This is a genomic window from Streptodolium elevatio, assembly GCF_053592165.1.
Genome location: NZ_JBSFVE010000002.1, coordinates 98559 through 115539, shown reverse-complemented (window position 1 = coordinate 115539; position 16981 = coordinate 98559). Strand labels below are relative to the sequence as shown.

Below are 16981 nucleotides of genomic sequence, written 5' to 3'. Positions count from 1 at the left end.
CGGGGGGCGTACCCCCGGACCGGCCTCAGGACCGTGGTTCCCGGTCCCCGCCCGGGCTGTCCCGGCCTGTCTCGTCTGCCGGGCTTGGTCCGGCCTTGGTTCCTGCCCTGGCACTCGTCCAGTACTCGTCCAGCGCTGGTGCAGCACTGGTCTGGCGGTGGCCTGGTCCTGTCCTGGCCCGCCGGAACGCGAATGCCTTCTCCCGGATGTGGAATCCCCTTGGCGTCGGCAGATCGTCGGGAGCGCGAGGGGGACGGCGGTCCGGCCGTTCGGCGTGCTCCGGAGCGAGGGTTGCCGTCGTGATTTAACGCAACAGGGTGTTGTATTCACACAGTAAATATCACGCACGCGTATGGGCTGACAAGAGCGGCCGCATCCGGCCCCGGTCGTCCCAAAAATCCCGATGCATGGGCTCTTTGCTGACGCTGCGAGGCGACTTTCGCACGCACCGCGAACATCCTTGACACGATTCATAAGCGGCTCGTAGTGTCCACGCCACAGAATTGACGTTAGATTTCACATCGTCTTCACGCCAGCCGACGGCGATGTGTGCCACCAGGTGGTACGCCGCATCAGGCGTAGAGGAAGGACGAGCCCGTGCCCGGTTCCCCGGCAGCGGATGTGCCCGCCCCCCGCCTCGCGGACGCTCTCGAAGGGCGCGCGAACGCGGCGGGCGCCGAGGGCCTGCGGCCCTACGGCCTGCGCTGCGAGCACCGGACCGCGCCGCTGGGCATCGACGAGACCGCCCCTCTGCTCGGCTGGCGGCTGTCCTCCGCGCGGCGCGGCGACGACCCCGTCGCCTACCGCGTCCGCGTCGCCGAGGAGGCTGCCGGTCTCGCGGACGGCGTCGAGGCGCTGTGGGACACCGGCCGCGTCCAGGACGCCGACGCGATCGGGGTGACGTACGCCGGCCCCGCCCTGCGCCCCCGCACTCGCTACCACTGGCGGGTCGACGTATGGTCGGCCGGGTCGCCCGTACCGGCGGAGGCCACTTCGTGGTTCGAAACCGGAATGACCGACTCCGCTTGGCAGGCCGCGTGGATCACCCACGACCCCGATCCCCTCCCGGTCATGGACGCGCCGATCGAGGGCGAGAGGGCACTCGACAACTACGGCCTTGCGCCGTGCCCCGTCCTGCGCCGCACGTTCACCCTGACCGCCGGCACCCGGCGCGCACGCCTGTACGTGAGTGCCCGCGGCCTGTACGACGTGCGGGTCAACGGCACCCGCGTCGGGAACGCGGAACTCGCGCCCGGCTGGACCGACTACACCCGCCGCATCCAGTACCAGACGTACGACGTGACCGACCTGCTCCAGGACGGCGAGAACGTGCTCGCCGCCACCGTCGCCGACGGCTGGTGGAGCGGCTTCGTCGGCTTCGAACCGCGCCGCGCGGGAGCCCACTACGGCTCGTTCCCGCAACTCCTGGCCGAACTGCGGATCACCGCCGCCGACGGAACGACCACCACGATCGCCACCGACGACACGTGGCGCACCGCCACCGGGGCGGTCCGGCACGCCGACCTGCTCATGGGCGAGTGCCACGACCTGCGGCACGCTGCCGCGGGCTGGGAGCACCCCGGGTTCGACGACGTGCACTGGTCCCCGGCGATGGTCGTCGACCGCGACCACCGCCTCCTGGTCGCCTCCGCCGACGAGCCGGTCCGCGCGATGGCGGAGGTCCGCCCGCGCTCGATCGCGCGCATAGCCCCCGACACGCACATCGTCGACTTCGGCCAGAACATGGCCGGCCGAATACGGCTGAACGCCGCGGGACTGCCCAGCGGCGCGCGCGTGGTGATCCGCCACGCCGAGGTCCTGGACACGTCGCGCCGGCTGTACACCGACAACCTCCGCACCGCCGCCGCCACGGACGTGCTGATCTCGGACGGCCGCCCCCGCATCGTGTTCGAACCGCGCTTCACCTACCACGGCTTCCGCTACGCGGAGATCCGCGGGATCCGCGAGCTGTCCGGCGCGGACGTCGTCGCGGTCGCCCTGCACAGCGACACCTCGTGGGCCGGCGGGTTCGACTGCTCCGACCCGGACATCCGGCGCCTGTACGACTGCGTCGCCTGGGGCCAGCGCTCCAACTTCGTCAGCGTGCCCACCGACTGCCCGCAGCGGGACGAGCGGCTCGGCTGGCTCGCCGACGCGCAGGTCTTCCTGCCGACCGCCGCGCTCAACGCCGACGTCGCCGCGTTCTTCACCAAGTGGCTGCGCGACGTCGAGGACGCCCGCGACCCGGACGGCGGATTCTCCAACGTCGCCCCGCGCCTGGTCGGCGTGGCCGACCAGGGCGCGCCCGGCTGGGGCGACGCGGGCGTGATCATCCCGTGGCACCTGTACCGGGTCTACGGCGACAGCCGGTTCCTCGCCCGCGCGTTCGACGGCATGCACACCTGGGTCGACCTGATCCACCGGCACAACCCCGACCTGGTCTGGCGCCACCGGGTGGGGCCGCACTTCTCCGACTGGCTCGCGCCCGGGACACCGACGCCCCGCGAGGTGATCGCCACCGCGTACTTCGCACACAGCGCGCATCTCACCGCGCGTGCGGCCGACGTCCTCGGCCACCAGGACCTCGCGAAGACGTACCACCGGCTCGCCGCGGACATCCGCACCGCCTTCCGCGAACACTTCGTCACCGTCGAGGACGCCGACGGCACCCCGGTCGTCCGCGTCGCGGGGGACACCCAGACCGGCTACCTCGTCGCGCTCGCGTTCGGGCTGCTGCCCACCGGGCACACCGAGGCCGCCGCCCGCCGACTCGCCGAACTCGTCGAGACCGACGGCCCCCGCCTGCAAACGGGGTTTCTCGGCGTCGCACTCGCCGCACCCGTCTTGGACGCGCACGGTCGCGCCGACCTCGCGCACGCGCTGCTGCGCCGTACCGAGGCGCCGTCGTGGCTGTTCCCGCTGCGGCACGGGGCCACCACGATCTGGGAGCGCTGGGACGGGTGGACGCCCGAGACCGGGTTCCGCGCCGCCTCGATGAACTCCTTCAACCACTACGCCCTCGGCTCGATCGGCGAGTGGCTGTACCGCGGCGTCGCGGGACTCGACCAGGCCCCCGAGTCCACCGCATACCGGCACCTGAGCGTACGCCCGGTTCCCGGCGACCTCGGCCACGCGGCCGCCCGGTACGAATCCGCCCGCGGCACCGTCGAGACCGCCTGGACCCGGCACGAAGACCGCATCGAGCTGTGCGTCCGGGTACCTCCGGGAGCCATCGCCGACGTGCGCGTCCCCACCACCGACCCCCGGACGGTCCGCGAATCGGACCTCGACCTACCCAAAGCCGAGCACGTCACCGTCCTGGAGACGGCCGACGACCATGTCGTCGCGCGCGTGGCCTCCGGGCGCTACCGCTTCACCGCCGCCCACACCCCGATGGGCAGGCATCCCGGACCGACGCCACTCGGCCGGCACCGCCCGCCACGCATTCCGAGTCCGGCGGCGACGCAGCCCGCCGGCCCCCACGAGGAGGAAACACCATGATCACGGGTTCCCGCAGCCTGTTCGGGCAGAGCACGGTCAGCCGCCGAGGTTTCCTCCGGATCGGCGGCGGCGTCGCGGCCGTCGCCGCGCTTCCCCTGTCCCTCACCGCCTGCTCGTCCTCGGGCGGCTCGGGCAAAGTGCGCGTGGTCGGCGTCGCGGACCAGCAGAAGCCGATGGAGGAACTCCTCGCGGCGTACAAGCAGACCCAGTCCGACGTCGACTTCAGCACCTCCTTCGCGCCGACCGACCAGGTCCAGACCGTGGTACGCACCCAACTGGCCGGCGGCAACGCCCCCGACCTGCATGTCCTGTACCCGGGCAACGGCAGCGCGATGTCCATGGCACAACTCGCGAAGGCCGGCCTGCTCGCCGACCTGAGCGCCCAGGCGTGGACGAAGGACGTCCCGTCCGGCCTCGATGCCGCCTACCGCAGCGAGGGCAAGACTTTCCTGTACTCGGCGGGCAGCAGCGTGATCGGCGCCATCTACAACAAGAAGGTGTTCGCGCAGGCCGGCCTGCAGCCGCCCAAGACCTGGGCGGAACTCCTCGACGTGTGCGCACAGTTGAAGGCCAAGGGCATAGTCCCGATCGCCCTCGGCGCGCAGACGCCCTGGGTGACCCAGCTGATCACCTACGCGCTCGTCCCGTCCGCCGTGTACGCGAAGAACCCGGGCTTCGACGACGAAATGGCCAGTGGCCGCGCCAAGTTCCGCGGCTCGGGCTGGGCGGACGCCTTGACCAAGTACCAGGACCTGCAGAAGCGCGGCTTCTTCAACGACAACCCGAACGGGACGACGTACGAGCAGCAGACCTCCATGGTCGCCACCGGCAAGGCCGCGATGGCCGTGCAGGTCTCCGCGGTGCTCTCCAGCTTCCGCCAGGCCACCTCGACACCCGACGACCTGGGCATGTTCCCCTTCCCCGGCTGGGACGACGCCGGCCAGCCCTGGATCCCCGCGGGCACCGTCGTCGGGCTGGGCGTCTCGGCGCGCGGCAAGAACCGCGACAAGGCCCTGGCGTTCGTGGACTTCCTCGGCCGGCAGGAGAACATCAACCGCTGGGCGGCCTCCGTCTCCGCCATCCCGTTCAAACGCGACGCGTCGAGCACGATCGACCCGGCGCTGGCCGACTTCCTGCCCATCATCGACGCCGACCACGCGGTGCCGTTCATGGACCAGCGCTGGCCCAACGCCGAGGTGCAGCCCGCCCACTTCGCCGCCGTCCAGAACCTGCTCGCCGGCAAGACCGACGTCGAGGGCGCGCTCGGCCAGATGGACGAGGCGTACGGGAAGAAGTCGTGAACTCCGCACCGAACCGCGGATCCGGGGTCGGGGTGGTCACCGACGCCGGGTCCGGGCCTCCCGTCACAGGGCCGACCACCGGCAAGTCCGGGCCGCCCGCCACCGCGCGGCGCCGCCGGCCCCGCCGCAATCCCACCGCGCCGCCATGGCTGTTCGTCGTCCCGGCGCTGGTCGTGTACGCGGTCGTCGTCCTGTACCCGAGCATCGCGGGCATGTTCTACGCCTTCACCGACTGGTCGGGCGTCGGCGGCTTCTCGTTCACCGGCCTGGAGAACTTCAGGACGCTGCTGCACGACGACATGGCCCGCGAATCCATCCGCAACACCCTGCTGCTCACCGTCGCCGTCGTCGTCGTGCAGAACGGCATCGGACTCCTGCTCGCGCTGGGCGTCAACGCGAACATCAGGACCAAGTCGCTGCTCCGGGTGATCTTCTTCGCCCCCGCGGTGGTCAGCCCCGTCATGGTCGCGTTCCTGTGGAAGTACATCTACAACCCGGACGACGGCGCGGGCCTCAACGGCGTCCTGGGCGCGGTCGGCCTCGGCGGCCTGCGCCAGGACTGGCTCGGAGACCCGTCCCTCGCCCTGTGGTCCGTCGCCGCCATGGTCATCTGGCAGTACGCCGGCTACTCGATGGTGATCTTCCTCGCCGGCCTGCAGGGCGTACCGGCCGAACTGCACGAGGCGGCCAGGATCGACGGCGCGGGCACCTGGCAGCGCTTCCGCTACGTCACCTGGCCACTCCTGGCCCCGGCGCTGACGATCAACCTCATGCTGTCCACCATCGGCGGCCTGAAGCTCTTCGACCAGGTCTACGCCGCGACCAACGGCGGCCCCGGCACCTCCAGCGAGACCTTGTCGACGGTGCTCTACAAACAGGCCTTCGTCTACGGGAAGTTCGGCTACAGCACCGCCGTGGCCCTGGTGCTCGCGATCTTCGTCGCGGCCGTCTCCCTGGTCCAACTCCGTTACCTACGCGCCCGGGAGGTAACCGCATGAGCACCGGTGCCGTCGTCGACACCGCCCCCGCGAGCCCGGTGAAGCCGCACCGCCGAAGGCTGCGCGCCGAGTTCGGCCGCTACGGGCTCGAACTCGTCATGGTCGCGGTCGCGGTGGCCTTCCTGTTCCCGGTCTACGCGCTGGTCACGCTGGCGATGAAGGACCCCGAGCAGATCGCCAACTCCCCGCTGTCCGTGCCCGAGCCGCCCACCCTGGGCAACTTCGGCGACGCCTGGACGTCCGCGTCGCTCGGCTCCGCGCTGCTCAACAGCACCCTCATCACCGTGGTCAGCCTGCTGCTGCTCATAGTCATCGGCTCCACGGGGGCGTACTACCTCGCCCGCTGCGCCAAGGGACTCGGCTACGGTCTGTACATCCTGTTCCTGCTGGGAATCGTGCTGCCGTTCCAACTCGGCATGATCCCGCTGTACAAGCTGGTCGACAGCCTCGGCTGGCTCGGCACCTACCAGGGCATGGTGCTGTTCTACACCGGCATACAGCTGCCTTTCACCGTGTTCCTCTACACCGGATTCATCCGCGCGCTGCCGCAGGACTACGCGCAGGCGGCGCTGATCGACGGCTGCAACCACCGGCAGGCGTTCACCCGGATCGTGTTCCCGCTGCTGCGCCCGATCACCGGGACGGTGGTCATCCTGAACGCGGTCTTCATCTGGAACGACTTCTTCACACCCCTGCTCTACCTGAGCGGCTCGGGCAAGGAGACCGTGCCGGTGGGGGTGTTCTCCTTCGTGGGGCAGTACGTCTCGGACTACGGGCTGGTCTTCGCCGGCCTCGTCCTGGCCGCACTGCCGATCCTCGTGGTCTTCCTCGTCCTGCAGCGCTACGTGATCAAGGGATTCGCCGGCGGCCTCAAGGGCTGACCGGCGACCGATCCAGACAGGCAACCCCATGACGCACGCACCCGTCGGCGACCCGGGTCCGCTGCCCGGCCGGATCGCCGCGATCCTGGCCGACCCGCCGCGCGCCTTCTCGCCCACCGCCATCTGGTGGTGGAGCGGGGAGGCGCTCGACCCCGCCCGGCTCCGGGACCAGTTGGAACGCTTCGCCGAAGGCGGCGTGTTCAACCTGGTCCTGCTCAACCTCGCGCCGTCGGGCCCGCTGTTCGGCGCCGACGCCGACGACCCGCCGTTCCTGTCCGAAGCCTGGTGGCTTCTGCTGCAAGGAGTGTGCGACGACGCCCGCGAGCTCGGGATCGGCCTGTGGTTCTACGACCAACTCGGCTTCTCGGGCGCGGATCTGCAGGCCCGCCTGGTGGACGAGAACCCCCGGTACGGCGGGCGACGGCTCGAACGCCTGCGGGCGGTCGTCGACGGCGCCGACGTGCCGGGCGAACTGCGGTGCCCCGAGCCGGGGCGGCCGATCGCGGCACGGGCCGAACCGGTGGACGGCGACGACCGCCCCACCGGACCGCCGGTCGCCCTCGTCCCGGACGGCCAGGTGGTCCGGGCACCCGGTCCCGGGCGGTGGCGGCTGACGCTGCACCACCACACGCCCCTCGGCTTCGACTACCTCGGCACCGAGGCGTGCGCGACGCTCCTGGACCAGGTGCACGGCGCGTTCGAACGGCGCCTCGGCGACCGTCTCGGGTCGGTCGTCGTCGGCTCGTTCCAGGACGAGTTGCCCGCACTGCCCACGTGGTCGGACGGCTTCGCCGAGGCGTTCCGCTCGCTGCGCGGCTACGACCTCACCGCCCGCCTGGACGCGCTCTACCACGACAGCAGCCGACCGGACGCCGAACAGGTCCGGCGCGACTACCACCGCACACGGGCCGAACTGGCCGAGAGCGCCTTCTTCCGCCCACTCGCCGAGTGGCACGAGAAGCACGGCCTGCTCGTCGGCTGCGACCAACAGGATCCCGCGCGGGCCGGGCACCCGGTCGGCGGCGTGGAACTGTACGCGGACTACGCGCGCACCCACCGCTGGTTCTCCGCACCCGGATCCGACCACCACGGCGACGCCCGCATCCACTCCTCGCTGGCCCACCTCTACGGCAGGCCGCGCACCTGGATCGAGGCCTTCCACTCCACCGGGTGGGGCGGCACGTTGGAGGAGACGTTCGACTGGCTGCTGCCATGGCTGCGCGCCGGTGCGACCTTGTACAACCCGCACGCGGTCTACTACACGACCAAGGGCGGCTGGTGGGAGTGGGCTCCGCCGGGCACCGACTGGCGTCAGCCCTACTGGCGCCACCACCGGGTGTTCGCCGACGCGGTGACGCGGCTGTGCGCGGTGCTGAGCCTGGACCGGCACCTGTGCGACGTCGCGGTCCTGCTGCCGACGACCACGGTTCAGGCCGGTGCGGCGCTGGACGGTGTCGGCGCGGACGCGCGGCGGGCGCAGGAGACGTACCTCGAACTCGTCGGCGACATGACGTGGTTCCGCACCGCGCCCGGCGTCCTCGACCGGCTCGGCGTCGACGCCGATGTCATCGACGACGCCTCCGTGGCCGCCTCGCGCGTCCACGACGACGGTACGCACGCGCGGATGCGGGTGGCCGACGAGGCGTACGCGGTGATCGTGCTGCCGGCCTGCACCGTCCTGGAACAGGACACGGCACGCCGGCTGGTCGAGTTCGCCGCGGCCGGCGGCACCGTGGTCGCGGTCGGCGCGCTGCCCCGACGGGTCGTCGGGCCGGACGCGACCGAGGCCCTGGACGCGTTGCTCGCGCTGTTCGCCGACGGCCGCGCGGTCTTCGTCCCCGCGTCGGCCGATCTCGACGACGTTCTCGCGGTGCGGGAGCGGGTGGTCCGTGCCTCGGTCCCGGTGCTCGCGCGCCGCGTCGACGGGGCCACCGTGCTGTTCCTGACCGCGGGCAGCCCCCGGGCGACGCACGCGGCCGTCGCCGCGCCCGACGAACGGGGAGCCGCCCTGGGCTGGTTGGACGCCCGGTACGACTTCGACCCGGCCCGGTACGCGTCCCACGCCCGGGCGCGGGTCCGCGGCGTCGAGGGGCCCGCGGTCCTGCTCGACCCCTTCGGCGGAACTCCCCGCGTGCTCCCGGTGCACCCCGCCTCCGACGATCCGCATGCGGTGGACGTCGAGGTGCCCTTCGACGCGGGCCCCGCCGCGATCGTGGTCTTTCCCGGGGACGCGTCGCCGACGGACCCGGGTGCGTCGCCCCTGCCCGCAGCCGTGCCGGTGTCCACGCCGGCGTCCGCGCCGCTTGTGGAGATCCCTGCCGACGCCGCTTGGGACATGGAACTTGTCCCGACCCTCGACGACACGTGGGGCGACTTCTCCCGCCCCGCGACCGGGCCGCCGCCGGTAGGGACGGCTTTCGTCGAGACGCGCGCCTTCCGGCACCGTGTCGAACAACGGGTCGACGCCGAGGGCGAGCGGGCGGACCACCCGGAGGACGACCGGGAGGACGGCGGCGCGCCCGCGACCACGGACGCCGCGGGCGAGGTGCACGCGATGTTCGGTCCACGCGCGGTGCTTGTCGACGCCGAGGGCTCGGTGCGGTCCGAAGTCGCGTGGTCGGACACCCGCGGGATCCACAAGGACCCGGTCCACCGCGACGTGCTCGGACCCAAGGGACATGTGCCGGAGGAGTTCTTGCGGCTGGGACCCGCCACCGCCGGAAGTGTCGTGCGCGTGCGCACCGAACTCCTGCTCGACGCACCGTTCGACGGCCACTTGGCGATCGGCGCGGCGGCGGTCAAGTCGGTGCGGCTGGACGGGCTGCCCGTGGCACTGGACGACCGAGGGCATCTCGCGTTCGGCCCGGTCGAGTTGACGCCCGGTCGCCGCCTCCTCGAACTCGACCTGACCGCCGAGCACGACGGCGAACTGCGCGCCAATGTCGCGCTGGTGCGCGACGTCGAACGCTATCGGCGGCCGGAGTGGATCCTCGCTTCCGGACCCGGCGGCGGCGCGGTGCTGGGCACGACCGTGTCGCTGGCGGCGGTTCCCGCGCGGGCCGTCGTGCAGGTCGCGGCCCGCGGATCCTGCGTGCTCCGCGTCAACGGGGAACCGGTCGGCAGGCAGGGCGGGTTCGACCCGTACGCCGACCACGCGATCCCGCGCGTGCGGCGGCACGACGTCACGGAGGCGCTGCGGGTCGGCGACAACGACATCACGGTGGAGGTCGCCGCCGACGGCGACCCTGCCGTGCTGGTCGACGCGGTTCTGGGCGAGACGGCGGTGCACAGCGACGCGGCGTGGTGGTCGGAGCGAGGCGGCGTGCGGGAGCCGGCCGTGGTGCGCCGTGAGGCGGTCGGCGACCCCGCGGCGCTGTACCTGCGCCGCCGACCGCATCCGCTGCCCGGTGCCGCCTGGTTGGACCCCGACGCCGACGACGGGACGGTGCTGCCGGTGGACTTCGCGGTCCCCGGCCGGGGCGCCGCGGTGGAGTGGTTCGAGTGGCGGCTTCCTCCCGGCGCGCTGCGCTTGACGGCCCGCGTGCACGGCGACACGGCGGTGTTCGTCGACGGGCGCGAGCGGACCGCGGTCACGAGCGGAACCGACGACGGCGTCCGCACGGTGGAGGTCGACCTGTCCGACGACGGACCGGCAGGCGCGCGGACCGCCGCGCTGCGGGTGCGGACCGGCCCGGGCCGCCGGGGCGGCGCGGCCTTGGCCGATGCGGTGCGCTGCGAGGTGGGTAGGGGCCCGATCCTGCTCGGCGACTGGGAGGAACGCGGGCTCGCCGAATACAGCGGCGGCGTGCGGTACGGCCGCATGCTGCCGCCGGTGGCCGCGACGGGCCGCGTACTGCTCGACCTGGGACGCGTACGCGGCACCGCCGAAGTGTCCGTCGCCGGTGTCTCGGCCGGCGTGCGGGTGTGCTCTCCCTACGTCTTCGACGTGACCGGACTCGTCGGGGACGCTCCGGTCAGGGCCGAAGTCACCGTGTACGGGACACTCGCACCGCACCTGGACGCGACCAGCCCCACACACTTCGTGTTCCCCGGCCAGCGGGTCACCGGACTGATGGGTCCGGTACGCGTCCTCGGCGTCGCGTGACGGCGCGCCCGCGCACGGTGGCACGGGTCAGGCACGCGTCCCGTGCCACCGTGCGCGGGCGCTGTCCACGCGGAACAGGTAGTCGGCATAAGCCTGCTCGTAGTGCGCGACGCCCGCCGGGTCGGGGTCGACGATCGCGTCGGGGAGCGTCCAGGCGGCCGCGTCGAGGCCGCCGCCGAAGTCCCCCGCGCGGGCCGCGACACCCGCGATGACCGCGCCGCGGGCACCGGGCTCCGGGCCCCGGGCCACGCGCAGCGGTCGCCCGAGTACGTCGGCGAACACCCGCAGCCAGGCCCGATTTCGTGAGCCTCCGCCGCAGACGGCCAGTTCGCCGGTCAGTCCGGCGGCCTCCAGGCAGTGCCGGGCCGCGAACGCTATGGCTTCGCACACGGCCCGGACCAGGTCGGCGCGGCCCGCGCGCAGGTCGAGGCCGGTGAACTCGGCGCGCGCCGCGGGGTCCACGAACGGCGACCGCTCCCCGGAGGGGGACAGGTAGGGCAACGCCGCGACGCCCCGCGCCCCGCGCGGGCTCTCGTCGAGCATGCCGGAGACCTGGGCGTGTGTGCCGCCCGTCAGGGTGAGGACCCAGTCGAGTGCGGCCGTGCCGGTCATGGCGGGCAGCGCCCGCAGGTGACGGTCCGGGCGGGAGGTGGCGAGGTGGAACCCCACCGGTTCGGCGTCGAGGGCGACCGTCTCGACCAGCACTTGGCAGGCCAGGGTGGTGCCGACGGTGAGGAGGCCGTCGCCCGGTTCGGTCACGCCGGCGCCGATCGCGCACGCGGGGAGGTCGTAGGGCCCCGAGGTGACCGGGGTCCCGGCGGGCAGGCCCGGAGTGCCGCCGTGCGCCCGGCCGTAGGGGAGGGTCCGGGCGATCGGGGGCAGCAGGCCGGCACGGTGTCCGAGGCCGAGTGCGTCGAGCACATCCGGGGCGTAGGTGCGGGTGAGGGGGTCGAGGAAGGGGACGGACGCGTCGGACAGGTCGGTGCCGCGCTCGCCCGTCAGGCGCAGGTGGAGCACGTCCTTGCAGGACGCGGCGGTCGTCGCGGCGTCCAGCGCGGCGGGCTCGTGGCGGTCCAGCCAGGCGAGGAGAGGACCCGCGGAACCCGGGAACAGCACGTTCCCCGTCCGCCGGTACAGCCGTTCGGCGACGCCGTCGGCCATCCAGTCCGCCACCAGGCCGCCGGCGCGGCCGTCCAGCCACGACACGGCAGGGCGTACGGCGTGCCCGTCGGCGTCGACGAGCCACAGGCCGTCGCCTTGACCGGTGACCGCCACCAACTCCGGGCGGTCGTCCCCGATCACCGCGGCGAGGACGCCGGCGGCCGCGCGCCAGACCTCTTCGACGTCCTGTTCCAGGTGTCCGCCCCGGCCGCCGAGCGAGACGGGCGTCGACTCGACGCGCAGCGCGGTGCCGTCGTCCGCGAAGGCGGCCGCCTTCGCGACCGAGGTCCCCATGTCGAGTCCGACGAACACCGTGTCTCCCATCGTTGTTTCGCCATGCCGGTCCGCTCGGGTCCGGCGCGGTCAGACGACGCCGTGCGCGAGCGGTTCGCCGCGCAGGTACCGGCCCACTTCGGCGGCCGCGAGACGCGCCGCGTTGTGCGCGACCGCGGTGTTGGCCCCGGCCAGATGCGGCGTCATGACCAGGCGCGGTGCCGAGCGCAGGCGCGAATCGGCCGGGGGCGGCTCGACGGCGAACACGTCCAGTCCGGCCGCCCCGAGCCGGCCGGACTCCAGCGCGTCGCACAAGGCGTCCTCGTCCAGGAGCGCGCCGCGCGCGCAGTTCACCAGGACCGCGCCCTCGGGCAGCAGCGCGAGCTCGCGGGCGCCGAGCAGGCCGCGGGTCTCCGGGGTCAGCCGGGCGTGCAGCGAGACGACGTCCGAGCCGGCGAGCAACTCGTCGAGGTCGCCGACGGGAGTGCCCAGCTCGCGCAGCAACGCCTGGTCCGCGTAGGGGTCGTGGATGCGGACGTGCGCGCCGAGCGCGGCCAGGGCACGGGCGACGCGGCTGCCGACGGCCCCGGCGCCGATCAGGCCGACGCGCGACCCGTCCAGTCCCGGGCCGCAGTTGTCGTACGTGTAGAACTCGCCGGCCCAGCGGCCGGCGGCGAGCGCGGCCGAGGTCTCGGGGATGCGGCGCATGGCGGCCAGCAGCAGCCCGACGGTGTACTCGGCGGTGGCCGCCGCGTTCCGGCCGGGCGTGTTGCACACGCGTACGCCGCGTTCGGCGGCCGCCTCGAGGTTGACGTTGACCGGTCCGCCTCGGCCGATCACCACCAGGCGCAGGCCGGGCGCCTCGTCGAGGATGCGCTTGGTGACCGGTCCCATCTGGGTCACCAGCGCCTCCGCGCCGCGCAGGGCGCCGAGGATCGTCTCTTCGTCCCCGGACGCCTCGTCGACCTCGGCTATCCGTCCGAACGGCGTCAGCGGCCAGGGCAGGCACAGCTGGTCGATCCGGTGTCCGGTGCCGATCTCTGCGGTCAGTTCGCGGGCGATCAGGTCGGGGGCGACGAAATGGTCGCCGGCGGCGAGGATGTGCATCGGCGAGTTCTCTCCTTGGCGGTGGGGCGACGGCGCGGACCCGGGGCGCGGACTGGGGGCGGGCCGGCCGGGGCGGTGCGTTCGGCGCGGTCAGGTCGGGGCGACCTCGTAGCGGACGCCGCTGTCGTCGAGCGAGCGCAGGACGTCCGGCGGTGTCCGGTCGTCGATCAGGACGAGGTCGAACGCGGTGAGCGGGGCGAGCCGGTGCAGTGCGGTGCGGCCGAGTTTGGAGTGGTCGACCATCAGCACGTTGCGGCTGGCAGCCCGGAGCATCGCCCGTTTGACGGCGACGATGTGCTGCTCCTGGTGGAAGGCGAAGCCGCCGAGTACGGACGAGGTGGACACGAAGCACAGGTCGACGCGCAGGGCCTCGACCGCCTCGACGCACGGCACCCCGAGGAAGGAGTCGTGCAGCGGGTCGTAGTCGCCGCCGAGCGCCATCAGGCGGATGCCGCGCTCCTCGGCGAGCAGGTTGATGGTCTGCAGGAAGTTGGTGACCACGGTCAGGGGTTCGATGCGCGGCAGCAGCCGGGCCAGTTCGAGTGTGGTGGTCGAGTCGTCGATCATCACGGACATGCCCGGTTCGACCATCGAGACCGCCTTGGCGGCAAGTGCCTCCTTCTCCGCCCGCATGGACTTCTGGCGGTAGGCGACGTTGCTCTCGAACACGCCCGAGGGCTGGGCGGTCACACCGCCGCGGAACTTGCGCAGCACGCCTTCACGTTCGAGCTCGTCGATGTCGCGGTAGATCGTCATCAGGCTGACCCCGAACATCTCGGCCAGATCCGCGGCGGACGCGGATCCCTCGGTCAGCACGTGGTCGGAGATCTCCCTGCGCCGCTGCAGCGGGCCTCGCTGGCTCTTGTCCTGTGACATGTGCGTGGGTCCTGTCCTGGGCCGTCGTCTGCGGACAGCTTGGCTGCCCTTTCCGGAGATCAGTGTGCTGGCCGTTCGGGCGTGCCGGTGGCGGACGCCGCGCACGGGTCGGCGCGGGGGTGCGGACTCCTCCGTGAGTGACGCTTAACTAACATAAAGTGGTGTGGATATAACATCCAACGCTGATGTAGCGTTCAGTAGTGTTCATCACGCGCGGCGACCGAGTCAACCCGTCGCACTCCCCGAAGAACGCTCTCTCACCAGGTGAGATGACAGGTGCGACGAGGTGAACGGCGGCCCGCGGGGGTGTCGCCGCCGACGCGGATCCGGCAGCAACACGATGTGAAATCCTCGTGCAATCACCAGACGGCGAACGACAAGGCGGCGCGCGTGACAGACAGCCGGCATCAGGACGTGTGGATGGGCGTCGACCTCGGGACGCAGGGCGTACGCGCCCTGGCCGTCACCGCCGACGGACGGGTGCTCGGCCGGGGCTCCGCCGGACTGACCGGCCATCGCGAGGGAAACCGCCACCAGCAGCTCCCCGCGGACTGGTGGTCGGCGGTCGGCACCGCGGTACGGCGGACACTCGCCGCCGACGGCACGCTGTCGGTGCGGGTCCGCGGCCTGTCCGTGTGCAGTACCTCCGGCACCGTGCTGCTGACCTCTCCGGACGGCGCACCGGTCGGCCCGGCGCTGATGTACGACGACGGGCGCGCCGAAGCCGAGGCCGGCGAGGCCCAGGAGGCCGGCGCCGCGCTGTGGGACGAACTCGGCCTCCGCATCCAACCCAGCTGGGCCCTGGCGAAGCTGGTGTGGCTGGCCCGGCACGCCGACCAGTGGTCCGGCGGACCGCGGTCCGGCATCGACGGCAGCCGCGTCTGCCACCAGGCGGACTATGTCGTCGGACGGCTCGCGGGCCACCCGGTGGCGACCGACTCCAGCCACGCACTGAAGACGGGGTACGACCTGCACCGGGCGGCCTGGCCCACCCACGTGCACGACCGGCTGGGGCTGGACGGCCTGCGGTTCCCTGACGTCGTCCCGCCGGGCACCGTGCTCGGGACCGTCTGCCGCGACGCCGCCGCACACACCGGACTCACCGAAGGCACGCCGATCGTCGCCGGAATGACCGACGGATGTGCCGCCCAACTCGGCTCCGGCGCCTGGGGCGTCGGCCAGTGGAACTCGGTGCTCGGCACCACCCTGGTTCTCAAGGGTGTGACCGCCACACCGCTCCGCGACCCCGCGGGCGTGCTGTACAACCACCGCTCCCCGGACGGGCACTGGCTGCCGGGCGGTGCCTCCAGCGTCGGCGCCGGCGCGCTGACCAAGGCGTTTCCCGGAGCCGACCTCGCCCGGCTGGACCGGCTGGCGGCCACCCGCGAGCCGGCGCGCGCCATCGCGTACCCGCTGGTCGCCTCCGGGGAGCGCTTCCCCTTCCTCGCCCCCGACGCCGAGGCGTTCATCCTCGGATCGGCACCCGAGGACGACGCCGACCGGCATGCGGCGCTCCTCCAGGGCGTGGCTCTCGTCGAGCGCCTGTGCCTGGCGTACATCCGCCTGCTGGGCGCCCCCGTCGACGCGGCGGTCACCTTCACCGGCGGCGCCACCCGGAGCCCGTACTGGAACCAGCTCCGCGCCGACATCCTGGGCCGTCCGGCCATCGTCCCCGAGCAGACCGACCCCGCGCTGGGGATGGCTGTCCTCGCGGCCCACGGCATCGCACGCGCCCGCGCGGCGGACGGCGTGGCGGTGCCCCTCGCCTCGACCTCCCGGGGCATGGTGCGGACGGGAGCCGTACTCGACCCCCGGCCGGACGTCACCCGCCGGTTCGCCGAACCCTTCGCCGCCCTCGTCGGCGAACTCGAACGCCGCGGCTGGCTGCCCCGCACCACTGCCGACTACGCACGGGAGCACGGATGAGCACCGGGTCGACCCCCGCCGGATCCACCACGCTGTTCCTCGCCCGCCACGGCGAGACCGTCTGGCACGCCGAAAACCGGTACGCGGGCGTCAGCGACATCTCCCTCACCGACCGCGGCACCGCCCAGGCGAGCGCGCTCGGCGCCTGGGCCGAGTACGCCGGACTCGACGCGATCGTCACGTCGCCCCTGTCCCGCGCCCGGCGCACCGCCGCACCCGCGGCGCTGGCGACGGGGTTGAGCCCGCTCGTCGAGCCGGACCTCGTGGAACTCGACTTCGGCATCGCGGAAGGGCGCCTGCTGAGCGAACTGGAGGCCACCCACCCGTCGGAGGTGGCGGCCTTCCGCCTCGACCCCGCCGGGCATCCGCTGCCAGGAGGCGAGAATCCCGACGCCGCCGCCGGTCGCGGCGCCGCCGCGCTGGTACGGATTGCTGCGGCGCACCCCTCGCAGCGTGTCCTCGTCGTCGCGCACAACACGCTGCTCCGGCTGACCTTGTGCCGGCTGCTCGGTATTCCGGAACGCGAGTACCGGCGGGTCCTGCCCGGGCTCGTCAACTGCGCCCTCACCGAACTGCGGGTGACGGGGGATCAGGTCGCGCTGATGTCCTACAACGTCCCGCCGTTGCCCGCACCTCCGCCCGCGGCGGCACCCGACGCCCCGGCCGCCGCCCCGGTGAACCAGGGCGCCAGGCCCGAGTTCTGGACTTCGGCGGACTGCGCGTCGTCCAAGCGACAGGGACCGCCGACCCGATGAGCCTCCTCGGCTGATCGGCGACTACCCCCGCCGCGGTATCCCATTTCGGCTCCCAATGTCCGCATGGCGCCGAACGGCCTTGCCACATCCCGCGATT

Annotated in this window: 10 protein-coding genes; 7 read left to right on the top strand and 3 right to left on the bottom strand. The window is 72.7% G+C overall.

What is annotated here, in order from left to right; genetic code table 11:
* Window positions 1-597: 597 nt before the first annotated feature.
* Genes ACWD12_RS04480 through ACWD12_RS04460 form a run of 5 tightly spaced genes read left to right on the top strand, consistent with a single transcriptional unit; the run spans window position 598 to window position 10786 of the window.
* Window positions 598-3501, top strand: a complete 2904-nt coding sequence (locus ACWD12_RS04480; RefSeq protein WP_450098281.1) for a family 78 glycoside hydrolase catalytic domain — start codon at window positions 598-600, stop codon at window positions 3499-3501.
* On the top strand, window positions 3498-4802 hold the full coding sequence (locus ACWD12_RS04475; RefSeq protein WP_450098280.1) for an extracellular solute-binding protein: 1305 nt from the start codon (window positions 3498-3500) through the stop codon (window positions 4800-4802). The genes ACWD12_RS04480 and ACWD12_RS04475 overlap by 4 nt, the downstream gene beginning before the upstream one ends.
* Window positions 4799-5800 carry a carbohydrate ABC transporter permease gene (locus tag ACWD12_RS04470; protein WP_450098279.1) on the top strand — a complete coding sequence of 334 codons (1002 nt, stop codon included), beginning with the start codon at window positions 4799-4801 and terminating at the stop codon, window positions 5798-5800. Before ACWD12_RS04475 ends, ACWD12_RS04470 begins: the two co-directional genes overlap by 4 nt.
* Window positions 5797-6681 carry a carbohydrate ABC transporter permease gene (locus tag ACWD12_RS04465; protein WP_358352613.1) on the top strand — a complete coding sequence of 295 codons (885 nt, stop codon included), beginning with the start codon at window positions 5797-5799 and terminating at the stop codon, window positions 6679-6681. Before ACWD12_RS04470 ends, ACWD12_RS04465 begins: the two co-directional genes overlap by 4 nt.
* Before the next feature lie 28 nt (window positions 6682-6709).
* Entirely contained in the window at window positions 6710-10786 is a 4077-nt protein-coding gene (locus ACWD12_RS04460; protein ID WP_450098278.1) for a glycosyl hydrolase, read from the top strand.
* A 27-nt stretch (window positions 10787-10813) separates the two neighbouring features.
* On the opposite strand, the gene ACWD12_RS04455 is transcribed toward ACWD12_RS04460, so the two are convergent.
* The 3 genes from ACWD12_RS04455 to ACWD12_RS04445 form a co-directional block, all read right to left on the bottom strand.
* Complete coding sequence (locus ACWD12_RS04455; RefSeq protein ID WP_450098277.1) at window positions 10814-12271, bottom strand: FGGY family carbohydrate kinase; 1458 nt, start codon at window positions 12269-12271, stop codon at window positions 10814-10816.
* A gap of 39 nt (window positions 12272-12310) precedes the next feature.
* A complete protein-coding gene (locus ACWD12_RS04450; RefSeq protein ID WP_450098276.1) occupies window positions 12311-13327 on the bottom strand; it encodes a 2-hydroxyacid dehydrogenase in 1017 nt (338 codons plus the stop codon).
* Window positions 13328-13417: 90 nt separating this feature from the next.
* On the bottom strand, window positions 13418-14203 hold the full coding sequence (locus tag ACWD12_RS04445; RefSeq protein WP_358352605.1) for a DeoR/GlpR family DNA-binding transcription regulator: 786 nt from the start codon (window positions 14201-14203) through the stop codon (window positions 13418-13420).
* 420 nt (window positions 14204-14623) lie between these two features.
* Between ACWD12_RS04445 and ACWD12_RS04440 the strand changes: the two genes are divergently transcribed.
* Both ACWD12_RS04440 and ACWD12_RS04435 read left to right on the top strand, forming a co-directional pair.
* Window positions 14624-16129, top strand: a complete 1506-nt coding sequence (locus tag ACWD12_RS04440) for an FGGY-family carbohydrate kinase (RefSeq protein ID WP_450098741.1) — start codon at window positions 14624-14626, stop codon at window positions 16127-16129.
* A complete protein-coding gene (locus ACWD12_RS04435) occupies window positions 16126-16884 on the top strand; it encodes a histidine phosphatase family protein (protein ID WP_450098275.1) in 759 nt (252 codons plus the stop codon). The genes ACWD12_RS04440 and ACWD12_RS04435 overlap by 4 nt, the downstream gene beginning before the upstream one ends.
* The last annotated feature ends 97 nt before the right edge of the window (window positions 16885-16981 follow it).